Consider the following 16,602-nt stretch of genomic DNA (forward strand, 5'->3'; position numbering starts at 1 on the left):
CACCCGGAAATCATGATCCTCATATAATCATGATTATAATCCTCATATAATCATAATAACTCATTGGCGGAATTAAAATTCGCCTAAAAATTAGTATCTTTTATGGAGAAAAAGTTGTGCATCTCGCTGATTTTTAGTAACTTTGTGGTGTCAAAACATAAAGTTATAATCTTTCACGCTATGCACAACTTGTATGCAAATTTCGTAAAAATTCTTGAGATATGCAAGAATTTCTCCATAAATTTAGTTAATGAGCTAGGAAATATTCCTCGCCCAGGAGTCGTCCCACGTTTTTCAGACCTCGAAGTTGTTGCTTTGAGCTTAACTGCTGAGCATCTAAGTATCGACAGTGAAAACAACTTGTTCGACAGACTGAAGGAGTATAAGACTGAAATGCCAAACCTGATTTCTCGACGTCAATTTAATGACCGCCGAAAATTCACAGCGGAATTATGCGAGACGATTCGTAAGCGCATTGCATCAAAGATGGATGGCGCAGAAGAATATTTCTGCATTGATTCCAAACCGATAGAGGTATGCCGTTTGTCCAGAGGATTGCGTTGCAAGATGAAAGGAACAGACGTGACAAACTCTCCAGCATTTGGCTATTGTGCCACTCAGAAGATATACTATTATGGATTTAAACTCCACGCAGTCTGTGGGTTAAGTGGAGTTATCCACTCGTATGATTTGAGTCCAGCTAATGTTCATGACATTCATTTTCTTAAAGATGTTAAGTTTCAATTTCATGACTGTTGCATCCTAGGTGATCGTGCTTACCTCAGTGCAGAACTACAGCAAGACCTGTTTTCTTCTGTAGGCATTAAGTTGGAAGTTCCATATCGTCTGAATATGAAGAATTGGAGACCAACATTCAAGCCTTATGCAAAGGCGAGAAAGAGAATCGAGACCAATTTCTCTCAACTTTGTGATCACTTCATGCTCTTCAGAAATTACGCAAAGCAAACACCAGGACTGTTTACCCGAATCATCGGGAAAATTAGCGCATTCACAGTCTTGCAATATATAAATTATGTAAACAATAGACCGATTGGCAGGGTTAAATATGCGCTAAACTAATTCCGCCAACAGGTTCATAATAGAATTATAACTATAAGTATAAAAAATATGTATATTGAAAAAATAAAGTCGCCAGCCGACTTGAAGATGCTGGATTTGAAGGAGCTGCAGGTGGTGGCTGATGAAACCAGACAGGCTGTACTGAACCGTGTGAGCAAGCATGGCGGTCATGTGGGACCAAACCTCGGATTCGTGGAGGCTACCGTGGCGCTTCACTACGTGTTTGATGCGCCAAAGGATAAGCTCGTGTTTGACGTAAGCCACCAATGCTATCCGCATAAGGTGCTCACCGGACGAGCTGCGGGATTCCTCGGCGATGTGGATGACATGAATGCCATTTCGGGCTATTCTTCTCCAGCCGAATGTCCGGAATATGATAACTTTGAGGTGGGGCATACTTCCACTTCCGTGAGTCTTGCCACCGGTTTGCAGAAGGCGCGCGACGTCAAGGGTACCGATGAGAATATCATCGCCATTATCGGTGACGGCTCCCTTTCGGGCGGCGAGGCTTTCGAGGGACTGGATGAGGCTTCGGAACTCGGCACGGGCATCATCATCGTGGTGAACGACAACGAAATGTCTATCGCCGAAAATCATGGCGGAATCTATAAGAACCTGCGTGCCTTGCGCCAGAGCAACGGCACCTGCGAGCACAACTGGTTCAAGGCGTGGGGCTTTGAATACAAGTATCTGGAAGAGGGTAACGACATCGAAAAACTCATCCAGGTTTTCGAGAGCGTGAAGGATACGGATAAGCCTACCGTGGTTCACATCCACACAGAAAAAGGTCATGGATTTGCGCCAGCCGTAGCCAACAAGGAGGCTTGGCATTGGGGATTGCCTTTCAACCTGGAAGATGGCAGCCGACCAAGAAAGAATGCCGATGGAACCCTCCCGGAAGTTGCTCCAACAGAGGATTACGGCACATTATTCTCTGACTGGATGCTCAGCCAGATGAAGCAGGATAAGACCCTCATCGCCGTAACCGCCGGTACTCCTACCGCTGGCGGCTTTACTGCCGATAAGCGCCAACTGGCTGGCAATCAGCACATCGATATGGGAATCGCCGAGGAGCAGGCGGTGGCCATGATTTCGGGAATGGCAAAGGGCGGATTGCATCCTGTCTGGACCGTTTACAGCACCTTCATCCAGCGCACCTACGACCAGATAGCGCAAGACCTCTGCATCAATTCCAACCCAGCCGTAATCAACGTGGTAGGAGGCGGAGTGAACTCGATGAACGACATCACCCACATCTGCCTTTTCGATATTCCGATGCTCTGCAGCATTCCGGGGCTCATCTATCTGGCTCCAACCACCTGCGAGGAGTATTTCGCCATGCTCCGCTGGAGCATTCTGCAGGATAAGAAACCTATCGCCATCCGCGTGCCAAGCAATGGCGTGGTTCATACGTCAGAAGCCGTTGATGCTGAGTATGGCTACGAGGCAAAGTCCAAGGTGATGCACCAGGGCGAGAAGGTGGCAGTCATCGCCGCCGGTTCGTTCTATCAGAAGGGCGAGAATGTGGTCCGCCTGTTGGCTGATAAGGGCATCGATGCTACGCTCATCAACCCTCGCTACCTGAACGAGGTGGATGCCGAAGTGCTGGATAGCCTGAAGGCAGACCATCAGCTGGTAGTAACCTTGGAAGATGGTTTTAAGGATGGCGGATTCGGAGAGCGCATCGCCTCTTACTATGGCACTTCAGAAATGAAGGTGATGGTGGGCGGCATCAGAAAGGGTCTCTACGACAGATACGATGTGAAGCAGTTGCTTTCGGATAATCGCCTGCTCGATGAGCAGATTGTGGAAGACATCTTGTTAGTAATTAATGATTAGTAATTAATGATTAGTTAGACGGCATAGTTAGTTTTTATTTAACGAGAAATCCAAGCCGGAGAATGATCTCTAGCTTGGATTTCTTCTGTTTTATCATCGAATGTTTGTCTTAATCTCAGTCTTAATCTTAGTCATCATCCCTGTCATTATCTCAATCATCATCATCATCATCATCCCAATCTCTATCGTGCTTCCACTTCTTGTCGTGTTTGTGATACTTGTGATGCTTGCACGGCTTTCCTGGTCCATAAGTTACATGGGTTCCGCCTGGCCATCCTGGTCTTCCGTAGCTGCACTCAGGGCGAGGGCGGCGCTTGTCGTGTCCCCAGTTATGCTTTGGATACTTGGTGTAAATATGGTGAACATACACATGATTCTGCCAGCCGATAGGGCGATAGAAATAGTAAGAGTCCTTGAATCTCTTCCATTGTCTGGCGGTCATCATGCGCTTGAGCTGCTTGTTGCGGTAATGCCAGCCGTAGGCATCGATGTCGCGATAGCTTCGGATGCCATTGAGATAATTGAGATTGATGTTCAGGATGCTGTTGCGCTGGGCGCTGCTCAATCCCAGTTCCACCACCATCTTATCTGTGATAAAACGGGCTTCTGCCTGAATATTTGTCAGTCTCTGAGCATTCATAGATGTAATCATCATCCATACTGCTACCAATGTCATAATCATTCTTTTCATAACTATCTTCTCTTTAAAGGGTTATTACTGCATTTATTTATTTCTGGTGCAAAGAAAGTGCAAACGAGCACAATGAAAGCTTGCTTTCAAATTGTCGAGTGCAGCCTTTCTTCTAACGTAGTGCAAAGATAGGGAGAATAGCTGAAAACAACAAGGGGAAAACCATAAACCAGCGTATGATTTTCCCTAAAAGCATCGGGGGAAACTCCCGTAATAAAATTGTAGTATCTTTTATCTGCTAATTAAAATCCTTGTAACCTCATTGACACATAATACCCCTACCTTTGCACCCGAAATTTAACAGGAATTACCCGAAAGGGGAAATCTTTAATAAAGGTATTATAGAAAGGTATTATAGTTAGATAAAGAAAAATGGAAAAGAAAGTATCGGGTAAGCATAGCAGCATGAATGGCTTTGCTATGATGAAAGGTAGAGTAGCTACTGTAGTTTTGGCTTCGGCTTTATTGTTGGGCGGAGGTTTGACTGCACAGGCGCAAAACGCAGCATTAACAACCTGCTCTCAGAGTGCAGCAACCGCTATTCCGCAGAATCCTAACTGGAAGGCGAATGCTGCCGAATGGCAGAAACTGAAGGGTGAAATCACCCTCTACATGACCAATGATATGGGCCGCAACGGCTACTATGACCAGAAGTCTATCGCCGAACTGATGGGCGAGATGGCGGGTACGGTAGATCCGGAATGCGTACTTGCCGTGGGCGACATCCACCATTTCAATGGCGTGGCTTCCCCCAAGGACCCTCTGTGGCTTACCAATTACGAATATGTTTATTCTCATCCAGACCTGATGCTCGACTGGTTCCCGGTTTGTGGAAACCATGAGTATCGTGGTAATACTCAGGCTTTTATGGACTATGGTAAGGTGAGCCGACGCTGGATGATGCCAGCCAAATATTACACCAAGGTGTTCGACCACAAGGGAACTACCATCCGTGTCATCTTCCTCGACACCACACCTCTTATCGATTCTTATCGCAAGGCGTCAGAAAAATATCCTGATGCCTGCAAGCAGGATGCAGAGGCTCAGCTCTCCTGGCTCGACGAAACCCTGAAGAATGCCAAGGAAGACTGGGTCATTGTGGTAGGTCATCATCCTATCTACGCCTACACCGAGAAGAAGGAGAGTGAGCGACTCGACATGCAGAAGCGCCTTCTTCCTATCCTCCATAAATATAATAATGTGGCGATTTATGCCTGCGGCCATATCCACAACTTCCAGCACATCCAGAAGAAGGGCGACAACATCGACTACGTAGTTAATTCCTCTTCATCTCTGGCTCGTCCTGTGAAGCCTATCGATGGCACCGTGTTCTGCAGTCCTGCCGATGGCTTCTCTGTATTTACAGCAGATAAGAAGCAGCTGAGAATGTCGATGATTGACAAGGATGGAAAAATCATCCACACGATTACAAAAAGTAAGTGAAGAGTGAAGAACGAAGAGTGAAGAATTCAATAGCGATATAGATGAAAAGAATTTTACTGAGTGCGGCGCTTCTAGCCGCTGCGACTACCTCCATCCAGGCACATACGCTGGATGGTATAGTCAAGGATAACAAAACGGGTGAACCCCTCATCGGAACCGTAATCCGAGTAAAGGAGCTGCCCAACGTGAGTACCACCACTGGACTTGATGGTACTTTCACCCTGAATGAATTGCCTGATAAAGGCAAGTTTACCATCATCGTTTCCTACATGTCGTACAAGACCAGGGAGATGGTAGTAGATGTGGCTAAGAAAGACAAGGTGGATATTCCGATGGATGAAGACCTGAAACAGTTGGGCGAAGTGGTGGTTACCGGTCATCGTGAATACCGCAGCGACCGAAGCGCCATAGAAACCGTGAAGAATGCCGGCAACGTGCTCAACGTGATGAGCCAGCAGAGCATCCAGCTTTCGCCTGATGTCAACGTGGCAAGCGTTCTGCAGCGAGTATCGGGTGTAACCATGGAGCGTGATGCATCGGGCGAGGCTTCCTACGCCATCCTCCGAGGCATGGACAAGCGCTACAACTACACCCTGGTAAACGGCGTGAAGATTCCAAGTCCGGATGATAAAAACCGTTACATTCCGTTGAATATCTTCCCTTCTGATCTGATGGATCGCCTCGTGGTATCCAAGTCTTTGACGGCTGATATGGAAGGCGATGCAGCCGGTGGCGTGGTGGATATGGTGATGAAGGATGCGCCATCCCACTTCCAGATTCTGGCGAATGCAGCCATCGGAGCAAGTGATTATTTCTGGAAGGATGGCAGAGATTATCTTACCAGCAACCGCTCTGATTATACAAAGAAGGCTCCTTACGAGGCTTTCGGAAAAGACTACAAGGCGCAGATGAGTGATTTCAAGAAAGGCCCTGTTCAGCTGAAGAGTCATTCCATGCCATCTCCTAACTTCATCGGAGGTTTGAGCATCGGCAACCGCTTCTGGAACGACCGCCTGGGCGTGATGCTTGCCGGAAGCGTGCAGAATACTTTCCGTGGCACCGAGCGCACCTACAATTCCGTAAAGATGGCTTCGGGCGAGCAGGCAATGTACATTTTCAATCTGCAACATCGCTACTACAGCATCCATGATCTTACCACGGGTGCTCATGCCAAGATAGATTTAACCCTGCCTGGCCACAAGCTGGAATGGTACAACATGTATGTGCGCACCAATTCCAAGGGCACCAGATACAACAATAGCGTCAATACCGAATACATCGGAGCCGACAGCTATACCCAGGACGATGAGGTGCGCTCTCTCTCAACCACCCAGAGCATCTTCGCCACTAACCTGAAGGGTACGCATCATCTTACCAAGGATTTTACCGTAGATTGGTCGGGCGTATTTTCGCAGGCAAAGGAGGAAGATCCGGACAGAACCTACGTAACCCTGACGAATACCGTGAGCAGAAAAGCCGAGAATGGCGGCGATGCCGTTTCGGGTTCCATCTGGGATGCCAATAAGAATATCATTAAGACCCTGCCTAAGGGTGCCGAGCGCCGGTTCCAGCACAACAAGGATACCGATTGGGCAGGCTACATCAACCTTTCTTACGATACCCATTTCGCCAACGATGTGGAGGCTCTCTGGAAGGCGGGTGCGCAGTATCGCAGAAAAGAACGCAGCAATAGATATTATTCTTACATCTTCAATCCTGCCGACATCTCGCAGACGATGGATGGAAACGGATTAGAGCAGTATGCCAATATAGATTGGGTTTGCAAAACTCCTTATTCTCAGGCTTCGCAGCTCAACTACGATTCCAAGGAGCACATCGGAGGCGCCTACGCCATGGTAACCCTGAAGAGCGAGGTGGGTGAACTGAATGCCGGTTTCCGTGCCGAGCATACCAACCAGATTTACACCATGCTCCAGCACTTCCGCAACATGGGACAGGTGGGCGAGCAGAGCTACTGGGATTATCTGCCATCGGCATCCATCAAGTGGACGCCAACCAGGAAGATGAACGTGCGTCTCTCTTACTATCGCTCCATCAACCGTCCGGGCTTCTATGAGATTGTGCCTTATCAGATTATGGGCGAGGAGTATCAGGAAAAGGGTAATCCAAACCTGAAGCGTGCCCGCATCGACAACATCGACCTGCGCTGGGAGTGGTTCCCAAGCAAGACCGAACAGATTCTTGCCGGCGTATTCTATAAGTATCTGAAAGACCCTATAGAACAGGTGTTCGTAACATCGGATGGCAAGATTGGAGCCGGAACCGATGCCTATTACATGCCTGATAACCTGGGTAATGCCAAGAACATGGGCTTCGAAATCGATGTGATCAAGTACATCCGCCACTTCGGAGTAAAGGCGAATTATACTTACACCCATTCTGAAATCACCACTTCGAAGCGTGAGTACAAGGAGGGTAGTGCCGAGTATAAGACGGGTGTAACCCAGACCCGTCCGCTGGTTAACCAGGCTCCTCATACCGCCAACATCTCCTTATTATATAAGGATACGGAGAATGGCTGGAATGCGCAGTTGGCCTCTTCCTTCACGGGTACCAAGCTCGCCCTGGTTTCTCCCTTCAAGGATGCCGACCAGTGGGATAAGGCTATGTTCGGTCTCGACCTGAGTGCCGAGAAGCAATTCAAGAACGGCATCTCTGTCTTCTTCAAGGCAAACAATCTGCTCGATGCCAAGCGCGAGAGATACTTGAAGACCGTGAACAAGAGCAACCTGGAGTATGAGGGCCAGAAGAGCGATAAGACCATCGTGGGAACTTATCAGTATGGCAGAACCTTCCTGCTGGGAGTAAGATACAAGTTATAAAAGGTAAAAAGAAAAAAAGGTAAAAAGAAAAAAAGGTAAAAAATGAAAAAGATAAATACTTTAGCTTGCATGCTTATGATGGCAGCAGCTGCAATGTTCTCCACATCTTGCGAGAACGATAATATAAATCCATACGATTACGTGAATAATGGCGCTAATGGAAGTGATGGCAACCAGAACCAGGGTTCTAAAGATGTCATTACAACTAAGGTGGCAGAATATCCTAAAGGCTCTCTGGTTTGGAGCAAGGATACTACCCTCAGCGAGAGCGTGGAGATTCCTGTAGGAACATCGCTCTACATCGAGCCGGGCGTAACTGTTACCTGCAAATCAGAGGTTCAGGTACCGGTAGAAATCGTGGTATTGGGCAATCTCTATTGTCTGGGAACCGCCGAGAAGCCAGTTACCATCACTTCTGATACCAAGAAACCAGCCGATTGGGGCGGCATCATCTGTGGCTACAATTCAGAAGAAGTGGTACTCAACCACGTGGATGTGGCCTATGCCGGAGCTACTCCTACCGAGAGTTCTGCTTCTTTCCAGAACAAGCTTTTCAAGACTACCATTGATGGTGGTGTGCCAGCCTTCCACTTCTGTAATGTGAATGGTAAGTTCGTGATGGCAAACAGTTTCTTCCACGATAACTACAACGACCAGACTTACTTTACTGGTGGTAACGGCGTGATTATCAACAATATATTTGCTGATAGCGGAAATGCAGCCGATGGCGGCGAGGCTATCAACGTAAAGGCGGGTTGCAAGCTCGATGTAGCCAACAACATCATCTACAACGCCTGCACCAACGCCTTCAAACTCTCTAATGCCGGCAATAGTGAGGTGATTCCGCTTACCGAGATGACTGCTTACAACAATACTGTAGTTAATTGCGGATGGCGCCGTGCCAAGAACAAGAAGGGTGGTTCTGTATGGGTAGAGAAGGCTGCGAAGCCAATCTTTGTGAACAACCTCATCTATGATTCACGTTTCGGCCTGAAGCAGCCAAAGAAGGATGGTGCTGATATGGAGCACAGCCGTTTTACTCCAAACTACTACTTTGCATCTACAGAGACAGGAGTAGAGCAGATGGCGAAGGATGCAGCTTTGGGCATCTGGTTTGATACTGATATCAAGAGCAGCGTGGCTGGTCAGTTCAACCCTCTCTTCAAGAGTTTCACTCAGAGCGACAAGATGAATATCAACTGCGAGATTGATAAAGTGGAGAATGGTGCTCCATTGGCATTCGATAAGACTTGGAATTTCGATTATCAGGATAACAGTCCTGCTCTCTCTGGTGGTGTAACCGATTTTACTCCGCTCTTCCCAGAGGGTCTGCCATTCTTCGGTATGAAGCAGGTGAATTTCCTGGATAAGAATAACGACCAGAACTATTACTTTGCCGCCCCATTGCCAAGCGCAAGATTCGGAGCGAGATTGTAAAAAGCTATTATATATCATAGCGCGATTAAATAAAAAGAGGATGCGTGCAGGCGACAGAGATGTAGCTTGCACGCTTTTCTAGTATAATCGGTTTAGTTCAAGATAGAAACAACGTCTTTTCTTCATCTCTCTTATCTCCTTTCTTCCTTCTTTCTGTATTAATAATGTGTTAATCTCAGGAAAAGTCTTGGTTGATTATAGGATAAAATGTTCTTTAACCCTATTGAAATCTCCGTTCATAGACGTTGAATGGCGGTTCAGCGTCTTTGAACGGCGGTTCAATGTCTTTGAACGGACATTCAACGTCTATGAACGGAGATTTTATCTAGGTATAAATGCTTTTTTTCTTAGTTGAAAGAACTGTTTTAGTAGGTTAAAATCCTTGTTTTACCCCTCTTTTTGTTCTAATAAAAAAAGAAAAAGCTTTGAAAACAATCTCGTTTTCAAAGCTTTTTCCTTATTTATGCCTCTTTCTTCTTCGTCTTAGGAAGAACGAGGTTGAGAACTACGCCGATGACGGCGGAAAGACCGATGCCGGAAATGGCAAAGGAACCGGATGAGAGAACGGCGCCACCCAAGCCCATCGTCAGCATCACAGAGATGATGATGACATTGCGGGTTTCATTCATGTCTACCTTGTTCTGCATCAGATTCTGAACGCCCACACTTGCGATGGTTCCGAAAAGCAGCAGCATGATACCACCTAAAACCGCCTGAGGAATGCTCTGCAACAAAGCACTCAACTTGCCCACGATAGAGAAACAGATGGCGGTGGCTGCGGATATGCGAATCACGGCAGGACTCGTTACCTTGGTGATAGACATCGCACCTGTTACCTCTGAATAAGTGGTCTCAGGAGGTCCGCCCAGAAAGGCTGAACAGAGACATGCCAGTCCATCGCCCAACATCGTGCGATGCAATCCCGGATCTGCCACGAAATCCTTCTTGGCTACGGCACTCACCACATATACATCGCCGATATGCTCCAGCACCGGAGCTATCGCCACGGGCAACATATAGAGGAATGGAGCCCAGGAGAAATGGGTGATGGTATCGAAGGATACAGGACAGGAGAACCATGATGCCGCTGCCACGCCCGAGAAATCTACCTCGCCCATGCAGATGGCGATGACATAGCCCACTATAACCCCCGAAATGATAGGAACCAGCTTCATCAAGCCCTTGCAGAAGGTAAGCACCAGGATAGCGGTGATGAGCGATGCAAAGGCGAGAATCCAGTTGGTCTTTGCCATATCCACAGCGCTGCCCGAAAGGGAGAGACCGATGAGAATGATGGCGGGACCGATGACTACCGGAGGAAAAATCCTGTCCAGCAGTTTCTTGCCCTGCCATTTCACTAGGGCGCTCATGACGAAATACACCAGAGAAACGCTGGTTAGTCCGGCGATTGTTCCCGGCAGTCCCCATTGCTTGGTTGCAGCGATGATAGGGGCAATAAAGGCGAAGGAACTGCCCAGAAAAATAGGCACCTTACCCTTGGTGATGAAGTGAAAAAGAAAGGTTCCTACACCAGCGGTGAAGAGAGCCGTTGCCGGATCGATGCCTATCAGAAGAGGCACCAGAACCGTTGCACCGAAAGCCACAAACAGGAACTGTACTCCCACAAGGGTTTTCTTGGTCATAGAAAGTTGTTCTGTATCCATAGTCGATATTCTTTATTAGTCTTTCAGACTCTCCTGATACCAGTCGAAGAGTTTCTTCACACCATCCTCAATCTCTACCTTATGCGTCCATCCGAGGCTGTGGAGCTTATCAACAGAGATGAGCTTGCGCATGGTTCCATCTGGCTTGCTGGCGTCAAACTCTACCTCGCCTTCGAAACCTACTGCCTTTACTACAAGCTCAGAAAGTTCACGGATGGTGAGCTCCTTGCCGGTACCCACGTTGATGTGGCAGTTGCGAATCTCACCGAGAGAAGGGATAGCGCCACCACGGCCCTCAGAGTTGTTTCTATCCACAGCACCATCTACCTTGGCACCATAGAATACAGAACTGTACTTCTCGATACCGATGATGTCCTTGAAATCTACATTCAGTAGCACGTGAACGCTGGCATCTGCCATATCCTCGCTCCAGAGGAATTCACGCAATGGTTTGCCTGTTCCCCAAAGCACTACCTTGTTGTCGTAGATGCCATAGAACTCCAGCGCCTTCAGAATGCGCTCGTGAGAGTTGCTGCCGTCTACGTTACCCTCGCCGATGATTTCGCGGAGCTTATCAGTAAGGTTGATAGGGCGCTTGTTCATATCCACCTCGATGCTGTGCCAGTCGCCATCGTGGATGAGTTTGGCAAGATAAATCTTGCGCATCATCGCAGGCATTACGTGGCTGTTCTCCAGATGGAAGTTATCGTTAGGGCCATAGAGGTTGGTTGGCATCACAGCGATATAGTTGGTACCATACTGAAGGTTGTAGCTCTCGCACATCTTCAGTCCGGCAATCTTGGCGATGGCATATTCCTCGTTGGTATATTCCAGCGGAGAAGTAAGGAGCACATCTTCGCTCATAGGCTGCGGTGCATTCTTAGGATAGATGCAGGTAGAGCCCAGGAAGAGGAGCTTCTTCACGCCATGAGAATAAGCGTTGCTGATTACGTTGCATTGCATCTTCATGTTCTGCATGATGAAGTCTGCACGATACAATGAATTCGCCATGATACCGCCTACGAAGGCAGCAGCCAATACTACTGCATCAGGCTTTTCCTCATCAAAGAACTTCTCTACTGCATACTGGTCGGTCAAGTCGAGTTCTTTGTGAGAACGACCTACCAGGTTGTTATAACCTCTCTTCTTGAGGTTATTCCAGATAGCAGAACCCACGAGTCCGTGGTGTCCTGCTATATAAATTTTAGAATCTTTTGATAACATTGTTTATTTACTATAAACTATCAATAGTTACTTTACAATACCTTTCTCAAGATATTCTGCAAGATTGCAGCGAACCTTCTGACCGGCATCCTCAGCAGCTACCTTAGCCATATCGCTCTCTACCATGATCTTTACGAGATCCTCGAAAGAGGTGGTGTTAGGATTCCAGTTGAGCTTAGCCTTAGCCTTTGTTGGGTCACCCCAAAGGTTCACCACGTCGGTAGGACGGTAGAAATCAGGAGAAACCTCAACGAGTGTCTTGCCGATGAGTTCCTCAGGACCCTCAACGCAGATACCCTTCTCGTTCTCTTCCTTGCCTTCCCACTTCAGTTCGATTCCTACATAGTGGAAGGCCAGCTGGGCGAACTCACGAACAGAATGCTGCTTACCTGTTGCAATCACGAAGTCCTCTGGCTTCTCAGCCTGGAGAATCAGCCACATACACTCTACATAATCCTTGGCATAACCCCAGTCGCGGAGTGAATCCAGGTTACCGAGATAAAGCTTGTCTTGCTTGCCCTGCTTGATGCGGGCTGCAGCCAAAGTAATCTTGCGGGTAACGAAAGTCTCACCACGGCGTTCACTCTCATGATTGAAGAGGATACCAGAGCAGCAGAACATATCATAAGCCTCACGATACTCCTTGACAATCCAGAAACCATACTGCTTGGCAACAGCGTATGGAGAATAAGGGTGGAATGGAGTGTTCTCGTTCTGAGGAACCTCTTCTACCTTACCGTAGAGCTCAGATGTTGAAGCCTGATACATGCGGCAGGTCTTCTCCAAACCGCATTGGCGGATAGCCTCCAGAATACGGAGCACACCGGTAGCATCTACATCTGCTGTAAACTCAGGGGAGTCGAAGCTCACCTGTACGTGGCTCTGAGCCGCAAGGTTGTAAACCTCTGTAGGTTTCACCTTGTTCATTACCTGGATGATACTCATAGAGTCACCGAGGTCAGCATAGTGAAGATGGAAGTTAGGTGTACCCTCCAAATGAGCAATTCTTTCGCGGTAGTCGGTAGATGATCGGCGGATAGTTCCGTGAACATCATACCCTTTTTCCAACAATAATTCAGCCAAGTATGAACCATCCTGGCCTGTAATACCTGTAATTAAAGCTACTTTTCTATTCATGTCATTATATGTTTTTAATGATGTCTTTTTATTGAATAAGTCAGAATATCTGTGGGTGAACCGGATTAAGCCTTAGCAATCAGGTTTTCAAAGTCATCACAGAATTCAGTCATTCGGTGATAGAGTAGATTGCAACCTTTATTGGATAATTCATCATCTGGTAGCGGACCGCTGTTGATAGCCACCGTAAAGATGTTGGCAGCTACGCCGGCACGTACGCCCAAGGGAGCATTTTCTACCACGATGCCTTCCCAGGGTTTCAGATTACCTGCTTTCTGCAATCCCATGAGATATGGGTCAGGATTAGGCTTCCCGCGCTTCACATCATAAGCAGTTACGATGTGTGTTTCATCCAGAAAATCACCGAAGTCGTTGAGCAGTCGCATGATGAGCGGGCGCTGTCCGCTTCCGGTTACCACTCCCACCTGCATGCCGGCCTCTTTAATCTTCTGCATGATTTCCTTTACGCCAGGAAATATTTCGGCAGTAGGCATCGAGTGGAATATTTCGGTCTTCACATCATACATCTTCTGTGCTTCGTCCAGCGTGATGTCGATGCCCTTCTGCTTCTTCACCATCATCTGAATGGTGTCAATGCCTCGGGCTCCTTCGGTGGCATAAGCATCGGCTGCTGTCATGTGGATATCAAACTGTTTCATCGATTCCTGCCATGCCACAGCATGATTTGGCATACTGTTGTACAGTACGCCGTCCATATCAAAAAGCACGGCTTTAGGGTTGAATTCCCCAAAGCCGTGTTCTTTCATATATTTAAAAATAATTTCCTTCATCAATTATTCATTCTTCAAGCGCTCCTGGATAGCTTTGCTCTCTGCCTCATAACCTGGCTTGTTGAGCAATGCGAACATATTCTTCTTGTATGCCTCAACACCAGGCTGGTTGAATGGGTTCACCTCTTCCAAGAGACCGCTGATACCGCAAGCCTTCTCGAAGAAGTAGATCAGCTGACCGAGGTAGTAAGCGTTCAACTCTGGTACGTTAACCAGGATGTTAGGAACACCACCGTCAACGTGAGCCAGACGTGTACCGAGCTCTGCCATCTTGTTCACCTCGTCAACACGCTTGCCCTCGAGGAAGTTCAAACCGTCGAGGTTTTCATCGTCGTGAGGGAAGAGCAACTTCTCGTTAGGAGTCTCTACGCTGATAACAGTCTCGAAGATAGAGCGCTCGCCCTGCTGAATCCACTGGCCCATAGAGTGAAGGTCGGTAGTGAAGTCGCAAGCTGCTGGGAAGATACCCTTCTGGTCCTTACCCTCGCTCTCACCATAGAGCTGCTTCCACCACTCTGCGAAGTAGTGAAGTTTAGGCTGGAAGTTGCATACAATCTCAATCTTCTTGCCAGCCTGAGTATAGAGAGCCTGACGTGTAGCTGCATAGATAGCTGCAGGATTCTCCTCGAAAGCTACGTCCTTGCCGCAAGCCTTCTCCATGTCAGCCGCACCAGCTACGAGCTGCTTTACATCGAAACCTGCTACTGCGATAGGCAACAAACCTACTGGGGTCAAAACAGAGAAGCGGCCACCTACATTATCAGGGATGATGAAGCTCTTGTAGCCCTCCTTGTCAGCACAAGTACGTGCAGCACCCTTCTTGGCGTCGGTTACAGCTACGATAACATCCTTAGCCTCTTCCTTACCGCGCTGATCCTCGCATTGCTTCTTCAGAAGACGGAAAGCGAGAGCAGTCTCAGTAGTGGTACCAGACTTAGAGATATTGATGACACCAAACTTCTTGTCCTTCAAGAAAGAAGTCAACTCGAAGAGGTAGTCCTCACCGATATTGTTACCTGCGAAGAGGATAGTAGGGTTCTTCTTGTCGTTTACGAGCCAAGCGAAAGAGTTGCCGAGGCCTTCGATAACGGCGCGTGCACCGAGGTAGCTACCACCGATACCTGCTACAACAACCACCTCACACTTTTCGCGCAAAGTATTGGCAACAGCCTGAATCTCATCGAGGAACTCAGGAGTGATAGAAGATGGCAAATGCAACCATCCCAAGAAATCGTTACCTTCACAAGTGCCGTTCTCAAGAGCTTCCTGAGCGGCCTTAACCTTAGGCTCGTAAGCCTTTACTGCACCTTCTGCAAGGAATGATGCAGCCTTTGTAATGTTTAAGCTGATACTTTTCATTTTTCTTTTAATATCTAAATGAATGTGTTAATGTTACTACTTGAAGACAAACTCTTCTGCCGAAACCGAAGGATAGGATGTGTCTATCTGAACGAGTCGGTCAAGAGCTTGATTTCGATTTGCGGACTGATGCGCTCGTACAATATATTATATACAGCATCGAGAATCGGCATGTTGACGTGCATGTGGCGATTGATTTCCTTCATACACTTGGTGCCGAAATATCCTTCTGCAATCATCTCCATCTCTATCTGCGCACTCTTCACGCTGTAGCCCTTGCCTATCATGGTTCCGAAGGTGCGGTTGCGGGAAAAGTTGCTGTAACCTGTTACGAGCAAGTCGCCCAGATAAACTGAGTCGTACATGCTTCGGTCGATAGGGTGGACGGCTGTCAGGAAGCGGTGCATCTCCTGAACGGCATTTGACATGAGTACCGCCTGGAAGTTGTCACCATACTTCAGACCGCCACAGATACCTGCTGCGATGGCGTATACGTTCTTCAGAACCGAAGAGTATTCGATACCGATGACATCGCTCGAAGTCTTGGTCTTGATGAATTCACTCGCCAGACAATCGTTGGCGAAGGCACGCGCCTTTTCGGTATCGCTACAGCCCACGGTGAGATAGCTCAGTCGCTCCAGTGCCACTTCCTCGGCATGAGAAGGACCTCCGATGCAGGCGAGGTTTTCGTAAGGCACATCGTAAACCTGATGGAAATACTCTGAGCAAACGAGGTTTTCATCTGGCACAATACCTTTAATGGCTGTGATGATGAACTTGTCGCTTAGTCGCGTCTTGAGTTTTTTGAGATGATTCTTCAGATAAGGCGACGGGGTGACGAACACGAGGGTATCGTAATTCTGCACTATCTTGTTGATGTCGGAAGAGAAGTAAATCTCATCTACATTGAATCGTGCCGACATCAGATAGGCAGGGTTGTGCCCCATGCGCTTGAAGTCCTCGATGCGGTCATCGCGACGCATATACCAGCCTATGTGATGAGTATGACCCACCACAATCTTGGCTATTGCCGTAGCCCAGCTACCGCCGCCAATTATCGCTATTTTACCGCAGTTGAACACTTCGAATGAATT

General features: G+C 47.7%; 12 protein-coding genes. 5 read left to right on the forward strand and 7 right to left on the reverse strand.

Annotated elements, in window-relative coordinates; all coding sequences use genetic code 11:
- The first annotated feature begins 102 nt into the window (after positions 1-102).
- Both ONT08_RS14345 and ONT08_RS14350 read left to right on the forward strand, forming a co-directional pair.
- Complete coding sequence (locus tag ONT08_RS14345) at positions 103-1,080, forward strand: IS982 family transposase (protein WP_118201933.1); 978 nt, start codon at positions 103-105, stop codon at positions 1,078-1,080.
- 48 nt (positions 1,081-1,128) lie between these two features.
- Positions 1,129-2,919: a 1-deoxy-D-xylulose-5-phosphate synthase gene (locus ONT08_RS14350; protein WP_264960278.1), complete on the forward strand. Its 1,791-nt coding sequence runs from the start codon at positions 1,129-1,131 to the stop codon at positions 2,917-2,919.
- Between the two features lie 151 nt (positions 2,920-3,070).
- On the opposite strand, the gene ONT08_RS14355 is transcribed toward ONT08_RS14350, so the two are convergent.
- Positions 3,071-3,610: a hypothetical protein gene (locus ONT08_RS14355; protein ID WP_264960279.1), complete on the reverse strand. Its 540-nt coding sequence runs from the start codon at positions 3,608-3,610 to the stop codon at positions 3,071-3,073.
- A gap of 372 nt (positions 3,611-3,982) precedes the next feature.
- Between ONT08_RS14355 and ONT08_RS14360 the strand changes: the two genes are divergently transcribed.
- From ONT08_RS14360 to ONT08_RS14370, 3 genes are read left to right on the forward strand one after another with little or no spacing between them, the layout of a single operon-like run.
- Positions 3,983-5,053, forward strand: coding sequence for a metallophosphoesterase (locus ONT08_RS14360; RefSeq protein WP_264960280.1), 1,071 nt, complete (start codon positions 3,983-3,985; stop codon positions 5,051-5,053).
- Between the two features lie 41 nt (positions 5,054-5,094).
- Entirely contained in the window at positions 5,095-7,896 is a 2,802-nt protein-coding gene (locus ONT08_RS14365; protein ID WP_264960281.1) for a TonB-dependent receptor, read from the forward strand.
- Positions 7,897-7,938: 42 nt separating this feature from the next.
- On the forward strand, positions 7,939-9,333 hold the full coding sequence (locus ONT08_RS14370; RefSeq protein WP_264960282.1) for a hypothetical protein: 1,395 nt from the start codon (positions 7,939-7,941) through the stop codon (positions 9,331-9,333).
- A gap of 461 nt (positions 9,334-9,794) precedes the next feature.
- On the opposite strand, the gene ONT08_RS14375 is transcribed toward ONT08_RS14370, so the two are convergent.
- From ONT08_RS14375 to ONT08_RS14400, 6 genes are all read right to left on the reverse strand, one after another.
- Positions 9,795-10,997 carry a uracil-xanthine permease family protein gene (locus tag ONT08_RS14375; RefSeq protein WP_117691623.1) on the reverse strand — a complete coding sequence of 401 codons (1,203 nt, stop codon included), beginning with the start codon at positions 10,995-10,997 and terminating at the stop codon, positions 9,795-9,797.
- A 15-nt stretch (positions 10,998-11,012) separates the two neighbouring features.
- Complete coding sequence (locus ONT08_RS14380) at positions 11,013-12,221, reverse strand: GDP-L-fucose synthase family protein (protein WP_264960283.1); 1,209 nt, start codon at positions 12,219-12,221, stop codon at positions 11,013-11,015.
- A 27-nt stretch (positions 12,222-12,248) separates the two neighbouring features.
- Positions 12,249-13,358: a GDP-mannose 4,6-dehydratase gene (gene gmd / locus ONT08_RS14385; RefSeq protein ID WP_117586001.1), complete on the reverse strand. Its 1,110-nt coding sequence runs from the start codon at positions 13,356-13,358 to the stop codon at positions 12,249-12,251.
- A gap of 65 nt (positions 13,359-13,423) precedes the next feature.
- Positions 13,424-14,149, reverse strand: coding sequence for an HAD family hydrolase (locus ONT08_RS14390; protein ID WP_119235741.1), 726 nt, complete (start codon positions 14,147-14,149; stop codon positions 13,424-13,426).
- Between the two features lie 3 nt (positions 14,150-14,152).
- Positions 14,153-15,508, reverse strand: a complete 1,356-nt coding sequence (locus tag ONT08_RS14395) for a glucose-6-phosphate isomerase (RefSeq protein WP_118140204.1) — start codon at positions 15,506-15,508, stop codon at positions 14,153-14,155.
- An 83-nt stretch (positions 15,509-15,591) separates the two neighbouring features.
- Entirely contained in the window at positions 15,592-16,590 is a 999-nt protein-coding gene (locus tag ONT08_RS14400; RefSeq protein WP_264960284.1) for an NAD(P)H-dependent glycerol-3-phosphate dehydrogenase, read from the reverse strand.
- Between the last annotated feature and the right edge of the window lie 12 nt (positions 16,591-16,602).

The organism is Segatella copri, assembly GCF_026015465.1.
GTDB lineage: Bacteria > Bacteroidota > Bacteroidia > Bacteroidales > Bacteroidaceae > Prevotella > Prevotella copri_E.

Excerpts from the sequence above, each read along its gene's own strand:
- ONT08_RS14345 (WP_118201933.1), top strand. The coding sequence starts at position 103 with ATGGAGAAAAAGTTGTGCATCTCGCTGATTTTTAGTAACTTTGTGGTG.
- ONT08_RS14350 (WP_264960278.1), top strand. The coding sequence starts at position 1,129 with ATGTATATTGAAAAAATAAAGTCGCCAGCCGACTTGAAGATGCTGGAT.
- ONT08_RS14355 (WP_264960279.1), bottom strand. The coding sequence starts at position 3,610 with ATGAAAAGAATGATTATGACATTGGTAGCAGTATGGATGATGATTACA.
- ONT08_RS14360 (WP_264960280.1), top strand. The coding sequence starts at position 3,983 with ATGGAAAAGAAAGTATCGGGTAAGCATAGCAGCATGAATGGCTTTGCT.
- ONT08_RS14365 (WP_264960281.1), top strand. The coding sequence starts at position 5,095 with ATGAAAAGAATTTTACTGAGTGCGGCGCTTCTAGCCGCTGCGACTACC.
- ONT08_RS14370 (WP_264960282.1), top strand. The coding sequence starts at position 7,939 with ATGAAAAAGATAAATACTTTAGCTTGCATGCTTATGATGGCAGCAGCT.
- ONT08_RS14375 (WP_117691623.1), bottom strand. The coding sequence starts at position 10,997 with ATGGATACAGAACAACTTTCTATGACCAAGAAAACCCTTGTGGGAGTA.
- ONT08_RS14380 (WP_264960283.1), bottom strand. The coding sequence starts at position 12,221 with ATGTTATCAAAAGATTCTAAAATTTATATAGCAGGACACCACGGACTC.
- gmd (WP_117586001.1), bottom strand. The coding sequence starts at position 13,358 with ATGAATAGAAAAGTAGCTTTAATTACAGGTATTACAGGCCAGGATGGT.
- ONT08_RS14390 (WP_119235741.1), bottom strand. The coding sequence starts at position 14,149 with ATGAAGGAAATTATTTTTAAATATATGAAAGAACACGGCTTTGGGGAA.
- ONT08_RS14395 (WP_118140204.1), bottom strand. The coding sequence starts at position 15,508 with ATGAAAAGTATCAGCTTAAACATTACAAAGGCTGCATCATTCCTTGCA.